This is a genomic window from Neisseria maigaei, from assembly GCF_958267405.1.
Lineage (GTDB): Bacteria > Pseudomonadota > Gammaproteobacteria > Burkholderiales > Neisseriaceae > Neisseria > Neisseria bergeri.
Map to the genome: position 1 here is coordinate 13,275 of NZ_CATQFT010000006.1, position 17,519 is coordinate 30,793.

At 52.6% G+C, this 17,519-nt stretch carries 18 protein-coding genes and 1 pseudogene; 11 read left to right on the plus strand and 8 right to left on the minus strand.

The genetic code is table 11. From position 1 onward, the window contains the following. Positions 1-93 precede the first annotated feature (93 nt). From Q3O06_RS03070 to Q3O06_RS03085, 4 genes are all read left to right on the plus strand, one after another. Positions 94-633: a uracil-DNA glycosylase family protein gene (locus tag Q3O06_RS03070; RefSeq protein ID WP_301817679.1), complete on the plus strand. Its 540-nt coding sequence runs from the start codon at positions 94-96 to the stop codon at positions 631-633. A gap of 83 nt (positions 634-716) precedes the next feature. Next, a complete protein-coding gene (gene trpB / locus Q3O06_RS03075; protein WP_301817629.1) occupies positions 717-1,919 on the plus strand; it encodes a tryptophan synthase subunit beta in 1,203 nt (400 codons plus the stop codon). 131 nt (positions 1,920-2,050) lie between these two features. After that, a complete protein-coding gene (locus Q3O06_RS03080; RefSeq protein ID WP_301817631.1) occupies positions 2,051-4,270 on the plus strand; it encodes a DNA internalization-related competence protein ComEC/Rec2 in 2,220 nt (739 codons plus the stop codon). Positions 4,271-4,285: 15 nt separating this feature from the next. After that, complete coding sequence (locus tag Q3O06_RS03085; protein WP_301817633.1) at positions 4,286-4,417, plus strand: hypothetical protein; 132 nt, start codon at positions 4,286-4,288, stop codon at positions 4,415-4,417. On the opposite strand, the gene Q3O06_RS03090 is transcribed toward Q3O06_RS03085, so the two are convergent. Both Q3O06_RS03090 and Q3O06_RS03095 read right to left on the minus strand, forming a co-directional pair. Beyond that, positions 4,409-5,041: a DUF8309 domain-containing protein gene (locus tag Q3O06_RS03090; protein WP_301817634.1), complete on the minus strand. Its 633-nt coding sequence runs from the start codon at positions 5,039-5,041 to the stop codon at positions 4,409-4,411. The two genes, Q3O06_RS03085 and Q3O06_RS03090, sit on opposite strands and share 9 nt — an antisense overlap. Positions 5,042-5,193: 152 nt before the next feature. Then, positions 5,194-5,997, minus strand: a complete 804-nt coding sequence (locus Q3O06_RS03095) for an outer membrane protein assembly factor BamD (protein WP_033911979.1) — start codon at positions 5,995-5,997, stop codon at positions 5,194-5,196. Here Q3O06_RS03095 and rluD point away from each other — a divergent pair. Continuing rightward, positions 5,996-7,120, plus strand: coding sequence for a 23S rRNA pseudouridine(1911/1915/1917) synthase RluD (rluD, locus tag Q3O06_RS03100; protein WP_301817639.1), 1,125 nt, complete (start codon positions 5,996-5,998; stop codon positions 7,118-7,120). The genes Q3O06_RS03095 and rluD overlap by 2 nt on opposite strands. A gap of 152 nt (positions 7,121-7,272) precedes the next feature. On the opposite strand, the gene Q3O06_RS03105 is transcribed toward rluD, so the two are convergent. Continuing rightward, positions 7,273-8,220: a bile acid:sodium symporter family protein gene (locus Q3O06_RS03105; protein ID WP_301817641.1), complete on the minus strand. Its 948-nt coding sequence runs from the start codon at positions 8,218-8,220 to the stop codon at positions 7,273-7,275. Between the two features lie 218 nt (positions 8,221-8,438). Further along, a pseudogene (locus Q3O06_RS11140) lies at positions 8,439-8,662 on the minus strand (hypothetical protein); the annotation flags it as partial. A gap of 174 nt (positions 8,663-8,836) precedes the next feature. Here Q3O06_RS11140 and pgeF point away from each other — a divergent pair. The 5 genes from pgeF (at position 8,837) to Q3O06_RS03130 (ending at position 12,278) form a co-directional block, all read left to right on the plus strand. Next, positions 8,837-9,616 (plus strand): peptidoglycan editing factor PgeF, encoded by a 780-nt coding sequence (gene pgeF, locus Q3O06_RS03110; protein ID WP_118791893.1) that lies wholly within the window; start codon positions 8,837-8,839, stop codon positions 9,614-9,616. A 51-nt stretch (positions 9,617-9,667) separates the two neighbouring features. Then, a complete protein-coding gene (locus Q3O06_RS03115; protein ID WP_301817644.1) occupies positions 9,668-10,147 on the plus strand; it encodes an LPS-assembly lipoprotein LptE in 480 nt (159 codons plus the stop codon). A gap of 1 nt (position 10,148) precedes the next feature. Continuing rightward, positions 10,149-11,147 (plus strand): DNA polymerase III subunit delta, encoded by a 999-nt coding sequence (gene holA, locus Q3O06_RS03120; protein WP_301817645.1) that lies wholly within the window; start codon positions 10,149-10,151, stop codon positions 11,145-11,147. A gap of 120 nt (positions 11,148-11,267) precedes the next feature. Next, positions 11,268-11,687 carry a hypothetical protein gene (locus Q3O06_RS03125; protein WP_301817648.1) on the plus strand — a complete coding sequence of 140 codons (420 nt, stop codon included), beginning with the start codon at positions 11,268-11,270 and terminating at the stop codon, positions 11,685-11,687. Positions 11,688-11,711: 24 nt separating this feature from the next. Beyond that, entirely contained in the window at positions 11,712-12,278 is a 567-nt protein-coding gene (locus tag Q3O06_RS03130; RefSeq protein ID WP_301817650.1) for an RDD family protein, read from the plus strand. 83 nt (positions 12,279-12,361) lie between these two features. On the opposite strand, the gene Q3O06_RS03135 is transcribed toward Q3O06_RS03130, so the two are convergent. Further along, positions 12,362-13,246 carry a YicC/YloC family endoribonuclease gene (locus tag Q3O06_RS03135; protein ID WP_301817651.1) on the minus strand — a complete coding sequence of 295 codons (885 nt, stop codon included), beginning with the start codon at positions 13,244-13,246 and terminating at the stop codon, positions 12,362-12,364. 188 nt (positions 13,247-13,434) lie between these two features. On the opposite strand from Q3O06_RS03135, the gene Q3O06_RS03140 reads away from it, so the two are divergent. Continuing rightward, positions 13,435-13,821, plus strand: a complete 387-nt coding sequence (locus tag Q3O06_RS03140) for a YqhA family protein (RefSeq protein WP_301817654.1) — start codon at positions 13,435-13,437, stop codon at positions 13,819-13,821. Positions 13,822-13,977: 156 nt separating this feature from the next. Here the strand turns inward: Q3O06_RS03140 and rpoH are convergent, their stop codons facing one another. The 3 genes from rpoH to lnt form a co-directional block, all read right to left on the minus strand. Further along, positions 13,978-14,841, minus strand: a complete 864-nt coding sequence (gene rpoH / locus Q3O06_RS03145; protein ID WP_301817656.1) for an RNA polymerase sigma factor RpoH — start codon at positions 14,839-14,841, stop codon at positions 13,978-13,980. 381 nt (positions 14,842-15,222) lie between these two features. Then, positions 15,223-15,711: a hypothetical protein gene (locus Q3O06_RS03150; protein ID WP_301668285.1), complete on the minus strand. Its 489-nt coding sequence runs from the start codon at positions 15,709-15,711 to the stop codon at positions 15,223-15,225. A gap of 262 nt (positions 15,712-15,973) precedes the next feature. After that, positions 15,974-17,497 carry an apolipoprotein N-acyltransferase gene (gene lnt, locus Q3O06_RS03155; RefSeq protein ID WP_301817658.1) on the minus strand — a complete coding sequence of 508 codons (1,524 nt, stop codon included), beginning with the start codon at positions 17,495-17,497 and terminating at the stop codon, positions 15,974-15,976. Between the last annotated feature and the right edge of the window lie 22 nt (positions 17,498-17,519).

Below are 17,519 nucleotides of genomic sequence, written 5' to 3' on the forward strand. Positions count from 1 at the left end.
GTTTTGCCTGTTGGAGGATTGGACGTGTCTGAAAATCTGCTTGAAATCGAAACCCATCCCTTCGATCCCGTGCTGCCGCCGAAGGCTGCGGTCATGATGATGGGGACGTTTCCGCCCAAGGAAGACAAACGCGCGATGCAGTTTCATTATCCGAATTTCCAAAACGATATGTGGCGCGTTTACGGACTGGTGTTTTTTAACGATGCGGCGCATTTTCAGATGCCGGCTGAAAAAGCGTTTGACGCGGAGAAAATCAAAACGTTTTTGCACGAACGGGGGATTGCGTCCTGTCCGACCGTGTTGAAGGCGGCAAGGGAACACGGCAATGCGTCCGACAAGTTTTTGAAAGTGGTCGAAACCGTCGATTTGGCGGCGGTGTTGGCGAAAATACCTGAGTGCCGCCATATTTGTACGACAGGCGGCAAGGCGACGGAAATCCTGCTCGATATTCAGGGCGGCGGCATCAAAATGCCGAAAACGGGCGAAACCGTGCCGTTTCCGTTTGCCGGACGGGATTTGACGCTGACGCGCCTGCCTTCGACTTCGCGTGCCTATCCTTTGAGTTTGGCGAAAAAGGCGGCGGCGTATCGGGCGTTTTTCGAAATGGCAGGTTTGTGTGAAAAACAGTTATAATTGCCGACAATTTCACGTTCTGACGGCATGTTTGCAAAAATGGAGAGGCCGTCTGAAAACCTGAAGCACAAGGAAGAAATCCGATGAAAAACTACCATGCGCCCGACGAGAAGGGCTTTTTCGGCGAACACGGCGGCCTGTATGTTTCCGAAACCCTGATTCCGGCTTTGCAAGAATTGGCAGAAGCCTATAAAGCAGCGAAAGAAGATCCTGAATTTTGGGCGGAGTTCCGCCGCGATTTGAAACATTATGTCGGCAGGCCCAGCCCCGTTTACCACGCCGCGCGGTTGTCTGAGCATTTGGGCGGCGCGCAAATCTGGTTGAAACGCGAAGATTTGAACCACACCGGCGCGCACAAGGTCAACAACACCATCGGTCAGGCATTGCTCGCCCGCCGTATGGGCAAAAAACGCGTGATTGCCGAGACCGGCGCGGGTCAGCACGGCGTGGCGAGTGCCACTGTTGCCGCCCGCTTCGGTATGACTTGCGACGTGTATATGGGTGCGGACGACATCCAACGCCAAATGCCCAACGTGTTCCGTATGAAGCTGCTTGGCGCGAATGTCGTCGGCGTTGGCAGCGGCAGCCGTACTTTGAAAGACGCAATGAACGAAGCCATGCGCGAATGGGTGGCGCGTGTGGACGACACGTTCTACATCATCGGCACTGCCGCCGGCCCCGCGCCGTATCCCGAAATGGTGCGTGATTTCCAATGCGTCATCGGCAACGAAGCCAAAGAACAGATGCTCGAAGCCGTCGGCAGACAGCCCGACGTTGCCGTTGCCTGCGTGGGCGGCGGCTCGAACGCCATCGGTTTGTTCTACCCCTATATCGAAGAAGAAAACGTGCGCCTCGTCGGCGTGGAGGCCGGCGGTTTGGGCGTGGATACCCCCGATCATGCCGCGCCGATTACTTCGGGCGCACCGATTGGCGTACTGCACGGCTTCCGCAGCTATCTGATGCAGGACGAAAACGGTCAGGTTTTGGGTACGCACTCCGTTTCCGCAGGCTTGGATTACCCAGGCATCGGCCCGGAACACAGCCACCTGCACGACATCAAGCGCGTCGAATACACCGTTGCCAAAGACGAAGAAGCACTCGAAGCCTTTGATTTGTTGTGCAAATACGAGGGCATTATCCCCGCGCTCGAATCCAGCCATGCTGTTGCTTGGGCGGTGAAAAACGCGCCGAAAATGGGCAAAGACCAAGTGATTTTGGTCAACCTCTCAGGTCGTGGCGACAAAGACATCAACACCGTGGCGAAGCTCAAAGGGATTAAACTGTAACCTCGTCCGTCTGATAAAAATGCCGTCTGAAGCCTGAGTTCAGACGGCATTTTTACGAACTTTCCTTTATGACGGTTTTTTGGATTTGCTTTATTATCCGTTTATTTTTGAAATATAGGGAGTGGGGAGACGTGTTCCGTCGTTGGTTTTTGCCGTGTTGGGTTGTCGGCGTGGCGGCTTCGTTTGCGCTGCCGGTCGTGCCGCATTGGCTGTTTTGGCTGGCGGCTTTTGCGGTTTTGGCTGTGCTTGCAAGGCGTTTTGCGTTTGCCGGTCTGATGCTGTGCGTGTTGGCGGGCGCGGCTTACGGCGTATTCAGAACGGAAGCGGCACTGTCTTCGCAATGGCGGGCAGAAGCCGTTTCAGGCGTGCCTTTGACGGTGGAAGTGGTGGATATGCCGAGGTCGGACGGGCGGCGCGTGCAGTTTGCGGCAAAGGCTGTGGACAGCGGTGGTCGGACGTTTGATTTGCTGCTGTCGGACTACAAACGGCGCGAATGGGCGGTCGGGAGCAGGTGGCGGATAACGGCACGTGTGCACCCTGTCGTCGGGGAGTTGAACCTGCGCGGTTTGAACCGTGAGGCGTGGGCATTATCCAACGGGATAGGCGGTGTGGGGACGGTCGGTGCGGACAGGGTTTTGCTGCATGACGGAAGCGGTTGGGGGATTGCGGTTTGGCGCAGCCGCATCAGCCGTAATTGGCGGCAGGCGGATGAGGACGGCGGGCTTTCAGACGGCATCGGGCTGATGCGCGCGTTGGGCGTGGGCGAACAGTCGGCATTGCGCCCCGAATTGTGGCAGGCGTTCCGACCGTTGGGACTGACGCATCTGGTCAGTATTTCGGGTTTGCACGTTACGATGGTGGCGGTGCTGTTTGCGTGGCTGGCGAAGCGGCTGCTTGCCTGTTCCCCGCGCCTTCCCGCCCGGCCGCGCGTGTGGGTTTTGGCGGCGGGGTGTGCGGGCGCACTGTTTTACGCGCTGCTTGCCGGTTTTTCCGTGCCGACGCAGCGCAGCGTTTTGATGTTGGCGGCGTTTGCGTGGGCGTGGCGCAGGGGAAGATTGTCGGCGTGGGCGACGTGGTGGCAGGCGTTGGCGGCGGTGCTGCTGTTCGACCCTTTGGCGGTTTTGGGTGTGGGGACTTGGCTGTCTTTCGGTTTGGTGGCGGCACTGATATGGGCGTGTTCGGGGCGTTTGCACGAGGGGAAACGGCAAACCGCCGTGCGCGGGCAGTGGGCGGCTTCGGTGTTGTCGGTGGTTTTGCTCGGTTATCTGTTTGCCTCGCTGCCTTTGGTCAGCCCTTTGGTCAATGCGGCGGCGATTCCGTGGTTTTCTTGGGTACTGACACCGCTGGCGTTGCTGGGTTCGGTCGTGCCGTTTGCGCCTTTGCAACAGTTGGGGGCATTTTTGGCGGAATACACTTTGCGGTTTTTGGTGTGGCTTGCCGATGTGTCGCCCGAGTTTGCCGTTGCCGCCGCACCTTTGCCGCTGCTGGTGTTGGCGGTGTGTGCCGCTTTGCTGTTGCTGCTGCCGCGCGGTTTGGGTTTGCGTCCGTGGGCGGTGTTGCTGTTGGCAGGGTTTGTATCCTACCGTCCTGAAGCAGTACCTGAAAACGAAGCTGCGGTTACGGTTTGGGATGCGGGGCAGGGCTTGTCGGTGTCGGTTCAGACGGCAAATCATCATCTTTTGTTTGACACCGGAACTGCATCGGCGGCACAGACGGGGATTGTGCCGAGTTTGAATGCGGCGGGCGTACGGTACTTGGACAGGTTGGTGATTTCCCACCATGACAGCGATCATGACGGCGGTTTGCGGGCGGTGAGGAATATTCCCGATAGCGGAATGTATGCCGGACAGCCGGAATTTTATGAGGGGGCGCGGCATTGTGCGGAACAGCGTTGGCAATGGGACGGCGTGGATTTCGAGTTTTTGAGGCCGTCTGAACGCAAAAACATCGATGATAATGGGAAAAGTTGCGTACTCCGCGTAACGGCGGGCGGTGCGGCACTGCTGGTAACGGGCGATTTGGATACGAAAGGTGAGGCGGAGTTGGTTAAAAAATACGGCTCAAACCTGTACAGCCAGGTGTTGGTGTTGGGGCATCACGGCAGCAATTCATCATCTTCAGGCATATTCCTGAATACGGTTGCACCCGAATATGCCGTTGCTTCAAGCGGTTATGCCAACGCCTACAAACATCCGACCGAAGCGGTACAGAACCGTGTCCGCGCACACGGCATCAAGTTGTTGCGGACGGATTTGTCGGGCGCGCTGCAATTCGGCTTGGGACGCGGCGGCGTAAAGACCCAACGTTTGAGAGGGTATAAATTCTATTGGCAGAAAAAACCGTTTGAATGAGGTTTGAAACATAAAATGCCGTCTGAAACGGATTCAGACGGCATTTTGGCGTTAACGCCGGTTCGTGCCGGTAAGCCATATCGTTTGATTTTGAGAAATGCTTTGAGTGTATTATTTCAGCCCTTTAAGTCGTTGATTCTAGGTTGATATGATCTCAATATACTCTTTGTATTCTAAGGGGATAGGTAGATTAAAGACCAAATCCTTTAGAGGGTCTACATTTCTCCCCATTTTGTAACACAAATATAGCCGTTCATTAAGCTCAGCATAGATTCGTACATTCCTCAATTCATAGCTATTAATCGTTTCTAAATCGTCTCTATTTATTGACGCAATGATATCTCGTTCATTGTATTTCCCCGAGGAAGTATCTACTTCAAAGAGTCTGCCCCTACCATCTCCTATGATAAGAATTTTCTTTTTGTTTGGTGTTCCTTCCCAGAGCGTAATCCATCTACTTCCCATACCTAAGGGGTCTATCTTACGCTTTGGAGAGATATAGTTCTCAATCCCCTTAATATTCTGCCTGAAGATATTGCTGCTTTTAATGAATTGACGAGCAACAGTGGCGCAGAAAAGAATAGGAACTTGGGTTAAGTCCACATCATCCCAATTGTTATCAGTGTTAAATAGATTGAAAAACAGGAGTTCAGCCTTCCCTATCATCTGAGCGAGCACATACACCCTAGTTTCTCTTGATTCATCCTTTCGTTTAGTCTCAATGCTGATAACTTGATTATTCCTCCACCTTATTTCTGTCATATTTCTCATCTTAGTGAATTCCTTTGGTTTTCAGTGTGCGTCAAAAACAGAAAGGGCATTGCCGTTAACGGCAGGGAGAACCGTTTGAATGAGCGGAAAGGTTTGCGCCGGAACGGGAAATGCCGTCTGAAAGGGCTTCAGACGGCATTACGAAGATGGGCTTAATGCCAGTAACGCCACCAAGGCATATCGTCGGGCTGCCAGGCGTGCGTCAAAAACGGGCTTTTCGGGAAATTGGTTTCCAACACGCGGCGCGTGTCGGCGGCAAGCTGCGGTTTGCCGAGTTTTTGGTAGGCAAGTTCCAATATGGCGAGCGATTCTTCGACATAGCGTGTATTTTGATAGCTGCCGATAATTTTTTGGGCGCGGTTGGCGGCGGCGATATATGCGCCGCGTTTCATGTAGTAACGCGCTACCGACATTTCATTGCCGCCCAAAGCATCGACCAGTTTGATCATACGTGCGGTCGCATCGGCGGCGTATTTGCTGTTGGGGAAGCGTTGGACGAGTTCCGCAAACGCCTGGTACGCTTCGCGGTTGGCTTTCGGGTCGCGGTCGGACCAGTCTTGCGAGGCCAGTTTGTTCAAGAAGGACTGGTCTTCGTTGAACAGTACCAAGCCGCGCAGGTACAGCGCGTAATCCATGTTCGGATGCTGCGGATGGAGGCGGCGGAAGCGTTCGATTGCCGCCAGAGCTTTGTCTTTTTCATCGTCTTTATAATAGGCGTATGCGGTATCCAGTTGCGACTGCCGGGCATGTCGGCTGGTGGGGAAGCGCGATTCCAAGATTTCGTATAACTTGACAGCCCGCGTATAATTGCTGCTGTTCAATTCGTCCTGGGCTTCGGCATAGAGCTTCTCCACACTCCAATCTTGGGTAATCTGGGCATCTTTATCGACCGTACCTTGGGTGGCACAGGCACTCAGTGCCAAACCTAATGAAACCGTTAAAAGAATTTTTTTCATGCAGAATACTTCCTTTGATAATAAATCCGATTATAGCGACGATTCAGACTTTGCGTCAGCTTCCGAAACTGAAAACCGTATCGGTCTGACCGTTCCGCTCGAGCTTGCCGGCGGGCGGCTGGATGCGGTGTTGGCGAAACTTTTGCCCGACTACTCGCGCAGCCGGTTGACATCATGGATTAAAGAAGGCGCGGTTATTGTAAACGATAAACCTTCGCAACCCAAAGACAAAATGATAGGCGGCGAGCAAATTTGTGTAACCGTCCGTCCGAGTGAGGAGAATCTGGCGTTTGTTCCAGAGCCTATGGATTTGGATATTGTTTACGAAGACGATACCGTCATCGTCGTCAACAAACCGGCCGGACTGGTGGTGCATCCGGCGGCGGGCAACTGGACGGGGACGCTGCTCAACGGTCTGTTGGCGCATTGCCCCGAATTGAGCCAAGTACCGCGTGCAGGCATCGTACACCGTTTGGACAAAGAAACCAGCGGGCTGATGGTGGTCGCCAAAACCCTGCCGGCGCAAAATTCCCTTGTGCGGCAGCTTCAAGAGCGCACGGTCAAACGCATTTACCGCGCCGTCGCCAACGGCATCGTCCCCTTTGACGGCAAAATCGAAACCCAAATCGGACGCGATCCGCACAACCGTCTGAAAATGGCAGTCGTCAAATTCGGCGGCAAACCTGCCGTAACCCACGTCAAAGTGTTGGAACGCTATCTGGCGCACAGCTATATCGAATGTTCGCTCGAAACGGGCAGGACGCACCAAATCCGCGTGCATATGCGCGAGGCCAACCATCCGCTTGCCGGCGATCCCGTGTACGGCAACCCGCGCCATCCGTGCGGCGACACGGTGAAAGAAGCCGTTAAAAGTTTGGGCGCGCGTCAGGCATTGCACGCCTACCGCTTGAGTTTCGTCCATCCGGAAAGCGGCGAAACCGTTTCGTTTGAAGCCCCGATTCCCGACGATATATATCATTTGTTGTCCGTTCTCCGTCTTGAAGCCGGTTTGGATTCGTCTTTGAGCAATGAAGAGGAATGGCAGGGCAAACTCGGCGCGGATGACGACGATGATTGGAACGAAGACGACTACGATGTCGAAGTGGTTTATGTAAGGGAGTGAGGCGGCTTGAAAGGCGGGGCGAACGCAGGCAGCCGAACCGGAGCAGCCGGACAATCGTCCCTGCCGATTTCAAACAAAGGCCGTCTGAAGGGGCAGGGCAGAAACCGCCGGTTTCGTTTGTCCCGTTCAGACGGCATTATGATGAAAGGCGTTTAGGGTTTTTTATGTTTACCGGCTTTGGCCGCCCAATAAGTTGCCAGCAGCGAGCCGGAGATATTGTGCCACACGCTGAACAATGCGCCCGGAACGGCAACGACCGGCGCGGCGGCAAAGTGTGCGGCGGCAAGCGCGGCGGCCAGGCCCGAGTTTTGCATACCGACTTCGATGGCCAGAGTTTTTTGTGCATCATAAGGCAGGCCGGTCCATTTGGCGGCAAAGAAGCCGAGCAGGTAGCCGATGCCGTTGTGGAGTACGACAACCGCAAAAATCAGCAGGCCGCTTTCCATAATCTTGCCTTTGCTTGCCCCAACAACCGCGCCGATAATCAGCACGATGGCGGCAACGGAAACCAGCGGCAGCGAATCGGTCAGCTTTTCGGTTTTACTGCCCAAAACCTTATGGACAATCAAACCCAAAATAATGGGGAGCAAAACCATTTTGACGATGGACATCAACATACCGGCCGCTTGGATTTCCAGCATTTCACCGGCAAGCATCAGGAAGATGGTGGGAGTCAGCAATGGGGAAATCAGGGTGGAAACAGACGTAACGGCAACCGACAAAGCCACATTGCCGCGCGCCAGATAGGTCATCACATTGGAAGCCGTACCGCCCGGGCAGCAGCCGACCAAAATCACGCCGACCGCGATTTCGGCAGGCAGGTTCAACAGTTTGGACAGCAGCCAGGCGGTTGCCGGCATAATGGCGAATTGTGCGATTACGCCGATGATGACGGCTTTGGGATGTTTGAACAAAATATCGAAGTCGGAAGGTTTGAGCGTCAAACCCATACCGAACATAATAATGCCCAGCAGCCAAGGAATATAAGGCCCCGCCCATTTGAAGGTGTCGGGCGCGAAAAAAGCGGTGGCGGCAAAGAGCGCGGCCCAGAGGGAAAATGTTTTTCCGATAAAGCTACTGATTTTACTGAGGATATTCATAATAATGTGTTGCGTGTTTGTTTTTAAGGGAAGGCAAGCATACACGCCTTAACCTTAATTTGCAAAATGACCGCGCCTAAACAATGCCGCCTGAAAATGGAGATTGGTTTTCAGACGGCATCGCCCGAGAGGTGTCGGAAACGGACTTTATCCCCATTCCTTTTCGGTTGAAACCCGTCTGTTTATGGCGATAGAATCTAATCGGAGGGCAGTCTCGTTCGGGCAACACGAAGTGCGGTGCTTGATGTGCCGTCCTCTGTTGAAACATATAAAGCTCGGAGAAAGTATAGTGGATTAAATTTAAACCAGTGCGGCGTTGCCTCGCCTTAGCTCAAAGAGAACGATTCTCTAAGGTGCTGAAGCACCAAGTGAATCGGTTCCGTACTATTTGTACTGTCTGCGGCTTCGTCGCCTTGTCCTGATTTAAATTTAATCCACTATATATAAGGGCATCATTCCCGCACCTGCAAGAATCCGAATCCGAACGTTTGAACAATTGAAAGCAATCCTGAATCTCCGGATTCCCGCCTGTGCGGGAATGACGAAAAAACAAGCATCCATTTGCCCCGAAGGCAGTTAATCAACCCTTTCCGCCACACACCTATTCCAATATCCAATGAAAACCATCACAGAAACCCTAAATCTTGCCCCGAAAGGCAAAAACTTCCTGATCGCCGATTGGCCCGCGCCCGCCAATGTGAAAACCCTGATTACCACGCGCAACGGCGGCGTGAGCCAAGGTGCGTATCAGAGTTTGAACCTCGGTACGCACGTCGGCGACAATCCCGAAGCCGTGTGCCGCAACCGCGAAATCGTGCAACAGCAGGTCGGATTGCCCGTTGCCTACCTCAATCAAATCCACAGCACCATTGTCGTCAACGCTGCCGAAGCATTGGACGGCACGCCCGATGCGGATGCTTCCGTGGACGACACGGGTAAAGCCGCCTGTGCCGTGATGACCGCAGACTGCCTGCCTGTTCTATTTTGCGACAGGGCAGGTACGGCGGTTGCCGCCGCACACGCGGGCTGGCGCGGTTTGGCGGGCGGCGTATTGCAAAACACCATTGCCGCGATGAAGGTTCCGCCTGTCGAAATCATGGCGTATCTCGGCCCTGCCATCAGTGCGGATGCGTTTGAAGTCGGGCAGGACGTGTTTGATGCGTTCTGCACGCCCATGCCCGAAGCCGCCGCCGCATTTGAAGGCATAGGCGGCGGCAAATTCCTTGCCGACCTCTACGCGCTGGCACGTCTGATTCTGAAGCGCGAAGGCGTGGGCGGCGTGTACGGCGGCACGCATTGTACGGTTTTGGAACGGGATACTTTCTTTTCCTACCGCCGCGACGGAGCGACAGGGCGTATGGCGAGCCTGATTTGGCTGGACGGCAATGCCGTCTGAACACGCCGCTGGTATAATCTACCGACTTTGTGCTTTTGAGAAAGGCAAGCCATGAACAAACTGTTTCTTACTGCCGCAGTGCTGATGCTGGGCGCGTGCGGTTTCCACCTGAAAGGTGCAGACGGCATTTCTCCGCCGCTGACCTACCGGAGCTGGCACATCGAAGGCGGACAGGCATTGCAGTTCCCCTTGGAAACCGCGCTGTATCAGGCTTCGGGCAGGGTGGACGATGCTGCCGGCGCGCAGATGACCCTGCGTATAGACAGCGTTTACCAAAACAAGGAAACCTATACCGTTACCCGTGCGGCAGTCATCAACGAATATCTTTTGATATTGACGGTTGAAGCGCAGGTATTGAAACGCGGCGAGCCGGTCGGCAAACCGATGACCGTGTCCGTCCGCCGCGTTCTTGCTTATGCGGACAACGAAATTTTGGGCAAACAGGAAGAAGAAGAAACCCTGTGGGCGGAAATGCGGCAGGATGTTGCCGAACAGATTGTCCGCCGCCTGACCTTTCTGAAGGCGGAATGACGTGGTGGCACATATCGGACGCATCGATACGGACGCGCCTTTGAAACCTCTGTACGTCATCCACGGCGAGGAAGAACTGTTGCGTATCGAGGCATTGGACGCATTGAGGGCGGCGGCGAAGAAGCAGGGTTATCTCAATCGTGAAGCCTATACCGCCGACGCGTCTTTCGATTGGAACGAACTGCTGCAAACCGCAGGCAGTGCGGGTCTGTTTGCCGATTTGAAGCTGTTGGAACTGCATATCCCCAACGGAAAACCCGGCAAAAACGGCGGCGAGGCGTTGCAGGATTTTGCCGCCCGACTGCCAGAAGATACGGTAACGCTGGTTTTGCTGCCCAAACTGGAGAAAACCCAGCTTCAGTCCAAATGGTTTGCCGCATTGGCGGCAAAGGGGGAAGTGTGGGAAGCCAAACCGGTCGGCGCGGCGGCTTTGCCCCAATGGATACGCGGACGGCTGGACAAAATCGGTTTGGCTATCGAGGCAGACGCATTGGCACTGTTTGCCGATCGCGTGGAAGGCAATCTGTTGGCGGCGCGTCAGGAAATCGACAAGCTCGCACTGCTGTATCCGAAAGGACATACCCTAAATATCGATGAGGCGCAAACCGCCGTCGCCAATGTTGCCCGCTTCGACGCGTTCCAACTGGCAGGCGCGTGGATGAAGGGCGATGTCCTGCGCGTATGCAGGCTTTTGGACGGATTGCGGGAAGAGGGCGAAGAACCGGTGCTGTTGCTGTGGGCGGTTGCCGAAGACGTGCGGACGCTGGTCCGGCTTGCCGCCGCCCTGAAACAGGGGCAGAGCATCCAATCCGTCCGCAACAGCCTCAGGCTTTGGGGCGACAAACAGACGCTCGCACCGCTTGCGGTCAAGCGGATTTCCGTCGTCCGCCTGCTTGACGCGCTCAAAACCTGCGCCCAAATCGACCGAATCATCAAAGGCGCGGAAGACGGCGATGCGTGGGCGGCGTTCAAACAGCTTGTCGTGTCGCTGGCAGAATAAAGCGGTAATCCCCAAAATCCGAAAATACGGTAAAATACCGTCAATCCCGATAAATATTTGTCAATCTGTCCGAAAGTGTTTCAGACGGCATGGCTACCTCAATAAAGGAACATCAACCCTATGGACAATAAGACCAAACTGCGCTTGGGCGGCCTGATTTTACTGACTACCGCCGTTTTAAGCCTCATTATCGTATTGATTGTCGATTCCTGGCCGCTTGCCATCCTGCTTGCCGCCATCATCGTCGCTGCCGCTGCGGGCGGTTTTGTTTGGACCAGCCGCCGTCAGCAGCGTCTGTTTATCGAACGTCTGAAAAAATTCGATATCGATCCGGAAAAAGGCAAAGTCAATGAGGCCAACCTGCGCCGTATGTATCATAGCGGCGGACAATACCAGAAGGATGTCATTACTTTAATCTGCCTGTCGCAAAAATGTTCGGTTGACGAGGCGCATGCCATGTTCAAAAAACGTCCGTCTCGTCAGGAAATCAACCAAATGGCGGCAAAACAGTCGCGCGGCCAGAAGCGTCCGCACCGTTAACCGCCGCAAGGCATATCTGCATCAATGCCGTCTGAAGCCTATTGGCGTTTCAGACGGCATATTCTGATTGAAAAGATGATGACACTGAAAACCGCCCCGCTCAAACGCCGCTTCGCCGCCATACCGTACGAAATGCTGCTGGCAGGTGCGGCAACCTGTCTGGCGGCATTGATTGCCGGTATCGCCGCCATTTTCCTCAATCCTGTTTCTACCCTGCTTTCCGCCTTGGTAACCAGTATCCTGATAATGGGTTCGTGGTGGGTGTATTTCCGCACCAACTGGCACGGACAGGGGCAGACTTTGGCAATGAGGACATGGAAAATCGGTTTGTGCGATGTTAACGGTATGCAGCCGTCTTTGCACCTGCTGCGCCTGCGCTTTATTTGGGCGTGCATATTCATTGTCTTCATTCCTATGCTTGCTTATGCCGGATTGCGCCACTTCCTCGGCATTCCACCCAAGGGCGCAGCCGGCGCGGCATTGGTTTGGCTGATTTTGCCGTGGGGGTTCGCACTGCTGAATCCCGATCGGCAGTTTCTGTATGATTTTCTTGCAGGAACAAGATTGGTGGAGGTCAAAGGAAAGCCCTAAGCCTTTATACCGCAAAGGTTTCAACCTGAAAAAATGCCGTCTGAAAGGGCTTTCAGACGGCATTTGGTTATCGGGGAAACCGATTATTCAATATTCTGCACTTGTTCCCGCATCTGCTCGATTAAGACTTTCAGTTCGACCGAGGCTCGGGTGCATTCGGCGGCAATGGATTTGCTGCCCAAAGTGTTAGCTTCGCGGTTTAATTCCTGCATCAGGAAGTCCAGCCGTTTGCCGCTGCTGCCTTTGTGTTCGGTAACGATGCGGCGTACTTCGTCGATATGCGTGCGCAGGCGGCTAAATTCTTCGTCGATGTCGGATTTTTGGACAAACAGGGCAAACTCTTGTTGCAGGCGGTCGTTGTCGATGCTGCCGACTGCTTCTGCAAGGCGGGCGCGGATTTTTTCTTTATGCGCTTCCACCAGCTCGGGGAAGATTTCGCTCAATGCCCCGATGATTTCTTCCATAGACTCGAGGCGTTGTAACAGGTGCTCGCCTAATTTCTTACCTTCCCGCTTGCGTGCAGCAGTAAAGTCTTTTAACGCTTTTTCAGTCAGTTTGGTAATGCTTTTTGCCAATTCTTCCGTATTTTCCCTTTGGCTTGCCAATACGCCGGGAAAACGTAAAATATCGGCAACCCCCAATTTTGCCAGGTCATGATGTTTACGGAGGGTTTGGTTGATTTCTGCAAGTTGTCCGACCAAGTCGTGATTCAGTTCCAAAGATTGGTTTCTGTTTTCCGCATCTTGGATTTGAATTTTGCATTCGACTTTGCCGCGTGCCAGATGGGATGAAATCTGCTCGCGGATGCCGCTTTCTAAATGGCGCAAATCATCCGGCATCCTGATTTGAATGTCCAAAAAGCGGTGGTTGACGGCGCGGATATCGAGGTTGATGCGTTTGCTACCGCACTCTGCCGCCGCGTTGGCAAAGCCGGTCATGCTGTGGATGTGGATATTTCCGCTGCTCATGTCGTTCTCTGAAGTCCGTTAAAATGGAATCAATATATCACATCTATATGGCGGCAAGCGTTTTCGGGTGTGAAAAATTGAAGATTTCGCAGCGGTAGATTGGAATCACGCGCTTTTGTTGCTGCAAGGAAGGGTAATGCATCAAGCAAAATCTCCAAAACCCGAACAGGCTATGGTTTTTTGCCAAAATGATTTTTGCAAGCCGTTGGCTGCAAGTGCCGATTTATGCGGGGTTGATTGTGGTACAGGCGATTTATGCCTATAAGTTTTTGAAATCGTTGAGGCATCTGGCTATGAATTTGGGTGTGTCGGACGAAAACGCCATCATGCTCGCTGTTTTGAATCTGATTGATGTGGTTATGATTGCGAATCTGCTGACCATGGTGCTGATTGGCGGGTATGAGACGTTCGTATCCCGGTTGCGCATCGACGACCATCCTGACCGGTCCGAATGGTTGAGCCATGTGAATGCACCGGTATTGAAGGTGAGGCTGTTGATGTCGATTATCGGCATTCATCCATCCATTTGCTCCAAACATTTATCAATTCCGCTAATCTGTCGGAAAAGCAGCTGATGTGGCAGTGTCTGGTGCATGTCTGCTTTTTGATTTCGGCGATTGCGATGGCTTGGACGGATAAAATAGTGTACGGCACGACGCACAAACCGCATTGATGTTTACCAAATAAAATACCCGACAAATTGTTTTGTCGGGTATTTTATTGTGTATATTTCAAACCGCTTCGGCTTCTTCGGTCAGGAAACCGCGCAGTTTCTGCATGGCTTTTGCTTCGATTTGGCGGATGCGTTCGGCAGATACGCCGTATTCGGCGGCAAGCTGGTGCAGCGTCAGACCGCCGTCATCTTGAAGCCAGCGGCTTTCCACAATACGGCGGCTCCTGTCATCCAGTCGCGCCAAAGCGTTTTGTAAACCTTCTGTTTGCAGCGCGTAATGTGCCTGTTTCGACAGTTGCCGGCTCGGTTCGGAATCGTGGTCGGCAAGCCAGTCGATGGGGGCGAAGCTGTCTTCGTCATCGCTGTTGTCTGCCATGATGGCGATGTCGTGTCCCGTCATGCGCTGTTCCATTTCCAGAACTTCGGAAAGTTTGACACCCAAGTCGTCGGCAATGCTTTGCGCTTCTTTGGGGGACAGGGCGTTGAGGTTTTTACGCATACTGCGTAAATTGAAAAACAGCTTGCGTTGCGGCTTGGTGGTGGCAACGCGGACCAAACGCCAGTTTTTCAGGATAAATTCGTGAATTTCCGCCTTAATCCAATGTACGGCAAATGAAAATAGGCGCGCACCCCTGCCGGGTTCGTAGCGTTTGACCGCCTTCATCAGTCCGATATTGCCTTCTTGAATCAGGTCTGCCTGATTCAGCCCGTAACCGTCATAGCCGCGCGCGATGGAAACGACGACGCGCAGGTGGGACAGGATAAGCTGTTTGGCAGCATTGAGGTCGCCTTTGTGTTGGCGTTCGGCAAGGCGTGTTTCTTCCTCTTGGGTCAGCATGGGAATGCTGTTGACGGTGTGGATGTATTGTTCGAGGCTGCCGTTGCCGCTTTGGATGGCGGGTAATGCGAAAGCGTTATTCATTTGAGGCATTTCCTTTCGGCTGAAACTGCGTATCGGCGGTTTGGTGTGTTGGGATGCAGTATATCACTGCTTGGATTGTGTTTCGTACGTTTGATAAAAGATATGCGGTAGGGGTTGATAAATAGGGAAATTTTATATCTGATTTCGATTGATTTTTTAAACCTGATATTTTAGGTCGATTTGGATATTATATTACATTCGGTTCTGTATGTAAACAGTATCATGGAAAAGACTGTCCGCTTTGGCGGACAGTTCCGGCATTAGGATTTTTTGTTTCGGAAAAGGCAGCCTGAAACCGAGTTCAGAGAAACCAAAACCGCGTGTGCATAAATTACACCCTACCATTTCACATTTTTGGTTGGTTGCACAGGCTACGCTGGCTTAATCTAAATCCAAGAGTATTTCAGAACAATTTGAATATGACTTATCCCATTGAATTGAAAAGATTAAATCACAACCATTCCCAAACGAATCTATGTTTATAACAATATTGTTATCAATGCAAAAATATTTTCCAAAGGTTTTATGTTCTTTAATTGTTAAATAGCGGTATTGCTCAAATACCTGCTCTATATTATGTTTAGTATTAGGAGAACATTGCAGAAATCTAATTTTTCCATTAGAAAACTTAAATTCATTACTTTGATTGATACGTGGCTTACCCAAATCCCATGTTGCAGATCCCATTCTTCTCGATATATCAGAGATAAAATTAGTTGCATGGGTTTGCTTGATTTTAGCTATTCCAATCTCACCATCATTTTTTCCATTAGTATCTCCAAAATAAACCAAAATAATCAATAAAGGAATAGCCCCAAGACAAAACTCTCCTAATTTTACTTTTAATCGTAACCATGTTTTATTTACCATTATTTACTCTATTCATTGTTTTCTCAATCGATATGTTGTACCATGACTGAAAGAGGCATTTGGTGTACCTATACCTGTTTCTACTGCCCATCTACCATCTCTTGTTTTTATAATTTTAATATTCCCACCCCAATTGCCAAAACTTACTGTAGTACTTTCCCCTGGTAAAAAATCATTTGTTTCTTTTTTCCAAATATCAGATATTTCTTTTGTATAGTGTAATTTAGGGTTAGGAACATAGACACCTTGCTGGATAAGTTCATTACATTATGAAAAGTATCAGTGTGATAAGGGTCAATATTCCTATCAACGGCCATGAGCTGCCGGCTTTCATATAGGGCGTTTCACCGGTATAGCCTTTGATGTGTCCTTCCAATATGGTTTCGGTATCGGGTTGTGCTTGGGCAATAATATTGCCTTTGGGTGCGATGATGGCGGTCGCTCCGGTGTTGGTTGCGCGAACCATATAGCGTCCGAGTTCCATAGCCCGCGCCTGCGATTGCTGGAGATGCTGGTACATGGCGTTGGATTTTCCATACCAAGCCATATTGCTGACATTGGCAAGCAGTGTGGCATCTTTGGCGGCGGCAATCAGTTCGTCGCCGAATCCGTCTTCGTAGCAGATGTTGAAGGCGATTTTTTGGTTTTTCATCATTAGGGCGGATTGCTTGCCGCCGCCTTTGCGGAAGTCGGAAAGGGGCATATCCATCATTTTGTAAAGCGGCGTGGTCAGGAAGGGCAGCGGTTTGTATTCGCCGAAGGGGACGAGGTGGTTTTTCGCGTAGTAGGGGATGCCGTCCTGATTGTTTTCCTGATAACCGGTCAGGTTGATGATGGCGTTTTCGTAACCGTTGCCGTCCGAAGTGTATTGGCTGATGCCGACGGCGAGCGTGCTGCCGTTGTTTTGCGCCTGTTCGGCAAATTGCGCCAGTATGTTTTCCGGCAGGTTTTGGCGCATGACGGGGATGGCGGTTTCGGGCAGGATGACGATGTCGGCAGTGGTTTTGCCGACCTGTTCGTAATATTTCTGTATGGTCGGGATAACTTGGTCTTCACGCCATTTGATGGTTTGGGCGATGTTGCCCTGAAGCAGGGCGACGGTGCTGCGGCTGCCGTCGGGGCGGGTGAAGTCGGTTTGTTGGGCGGTGTAGCCTGCGGCAAGCAGGGCGGCAATCAGGATAATTGGAAGCAGGCGTTTGCCCGAACGTGCGGTGTTATCACTCGCCAAAACCAGCCAGACACCGAGAAAGGCGGTCGCCAGTGTAACCATGTGGATGCCGCCCAATGGGGCGAAACCTGCCAGCGGGCTGTCCGGGGTGATTTGGGAGTAGCCGATTGCGCCCCAGCCGAATCCGGTCAGGAAACGCTCGCGGGCAAACTCAGTCAGCGTCCACAGGATGGGCAGTACCAGACCGGTCTTTATGCCCCGGGGCAGGGTAAATTTTTTCCACAGCCAGAAACACAGTGCCGGATAGAGGGCAAGGTAGGCGGGCAGCAGGAAGGTCAGCGGTACGGCATAGAGGTCGGGCAGGCCGGAAACGTCGTGCAGGGCAGTGTGTATCCAGTAGAACTGTGTCGTGTATGCGGTCAGACCGAACAGGTAGGCGGAAGAGGCGGCAAAACGCGGACGCAGTTCGATGAGGCGGACGAAGGCGCCGAAAATCAACGGCATCAGCCAAAAGTGGTAGTAGGGTGCGAAGGTGAAGGGGGTGGCGGCGGCAAAAAGGATGAGCAAAGGCCAGTAGAGGGCGGGGTGCCGCCAGTATTTGTCCAGTTTGGAAAACATATTCGTCTGTCTGTTCGGAAGA

What these genes read in the sequence shown, in the direction of transcription:
- Q3O06_RS03070 (WP_301817679.1), top strand. Translation starts at nt 94, where the DNA reads ATGATGATGGGGACGTTTCCGCCCAAGGAAGACAAACGCGCGATGCAG.
- trpB (WP_301817629.1), top strand. Translation starts at nt 717, where the DNA reads ATGAAAAACTACCATGCGCCCGACGAGAAGGGCTTTTTCGGCGAACAC.
- Q3O06_RS03085 (WP_301817633.1), top strand. Translation starts at nt 4,286, where the DNA reads ATGCCGTCTGAAACGGATTCAGACGGCATTTTGGCGTTAACGCCGGTT.
- Q3O06_RS03090 (WP_301817634.1), bottom strand. Translation starts at nt 5,041, where the DNA reads ATGAGAAATATGACAGAAATAAGGTGGAGGAATAATCAAGTTATCAGC.
- rluD (WP_301817639.1), top strand. Translation starts at nt 5,996, where the DNA reads ATGCAGAATACTTCCTTTGATAATAAATCCGATTATAGCGACGATTCA.
- Q3O06_RS03095 (WP_033911979.1), bottom strand. Translation starts at nt 5,997, where the DNA reads ATGAAAAAAATTCTTTTAACGGTTTCATTAGGTTTGGCACTGAGTGCC.
- Q3O06_RS03105 (WP_301817641.1), bottom strand. Translation starts at nt 8,220, where the DNA reads ATGAATATCCTCAGTAAAATCAGTAGCTTTATCGGAAAAACATTTTCC.
- pgeF (WP_118791893.1), top strand. Translation starts at nt 8,837, where the DNA reads ATGAAAACCATCACAGAAACCCTAAATCTTGCCCCGAAAGGCAAAAAC.
- Q3O06_RS03115 (WP_301817644.1), top strand. Translation starts at nt 9,668, where the DNA reads ATGAACAAACTGTTTCTTACTGCCGCAGTGCTGATGCTGGGCGCGTGC.
- Q3O06_RS03125 (WP_301817648.1), top strand. Translation starts at nt 11,268, where the DNA reads ATGGACAATAAGACCAAACTGCGCTTGGGCGGCCTGATTTTACTGACT.
- Q3O06_RS03130 (WP_301817650.1), top strand. Translation starts at nt 11,712, where the DNA reads ATGCCGTCTGAAGCCTATTGGCGTTTCAGACGGCATATTCTGATTGAA.
- Q3O06_RS03135 (WP_301817651.1), bottom strand. Translation starts at nt 13,246, where the DNA reads ATGAGCAGCGGAAATATCCACATCCACAGCATGACCGGCTTTGCCAAC.
- Q3O06_RS03140 (WP_301817654.1), top strand. Translation starts at nt 13,435, where the DNA reads ATGATTTTTGCAAGCCGTTGGCTGCAAGTGCCGATTTATGCGGGGTTG.
- rpoH (WP_301817656.1), bottom strand. Translation starts at nt 14,841, where the DNA reads ATGAATAACGCTTTCGCATTACCCGCCATCCAAAGCGGCAACGGCAGC.
- Q3O06_RS03150 (WP_301668285.1), bottom strand. Translation starts at nt 15,711, where the DNA reads ATGGTAAATAAAACATGGTTACGATTAAAAGTAAAATTAGGAGAGTTT.
- lnt (WP_301817658.1), bottom strand. Translation starts at nt 17,497, where the DNA reads ATGTTTTCCAAACTGGACAAATACTGGCGGCACCCCGCCCTCTACTGG.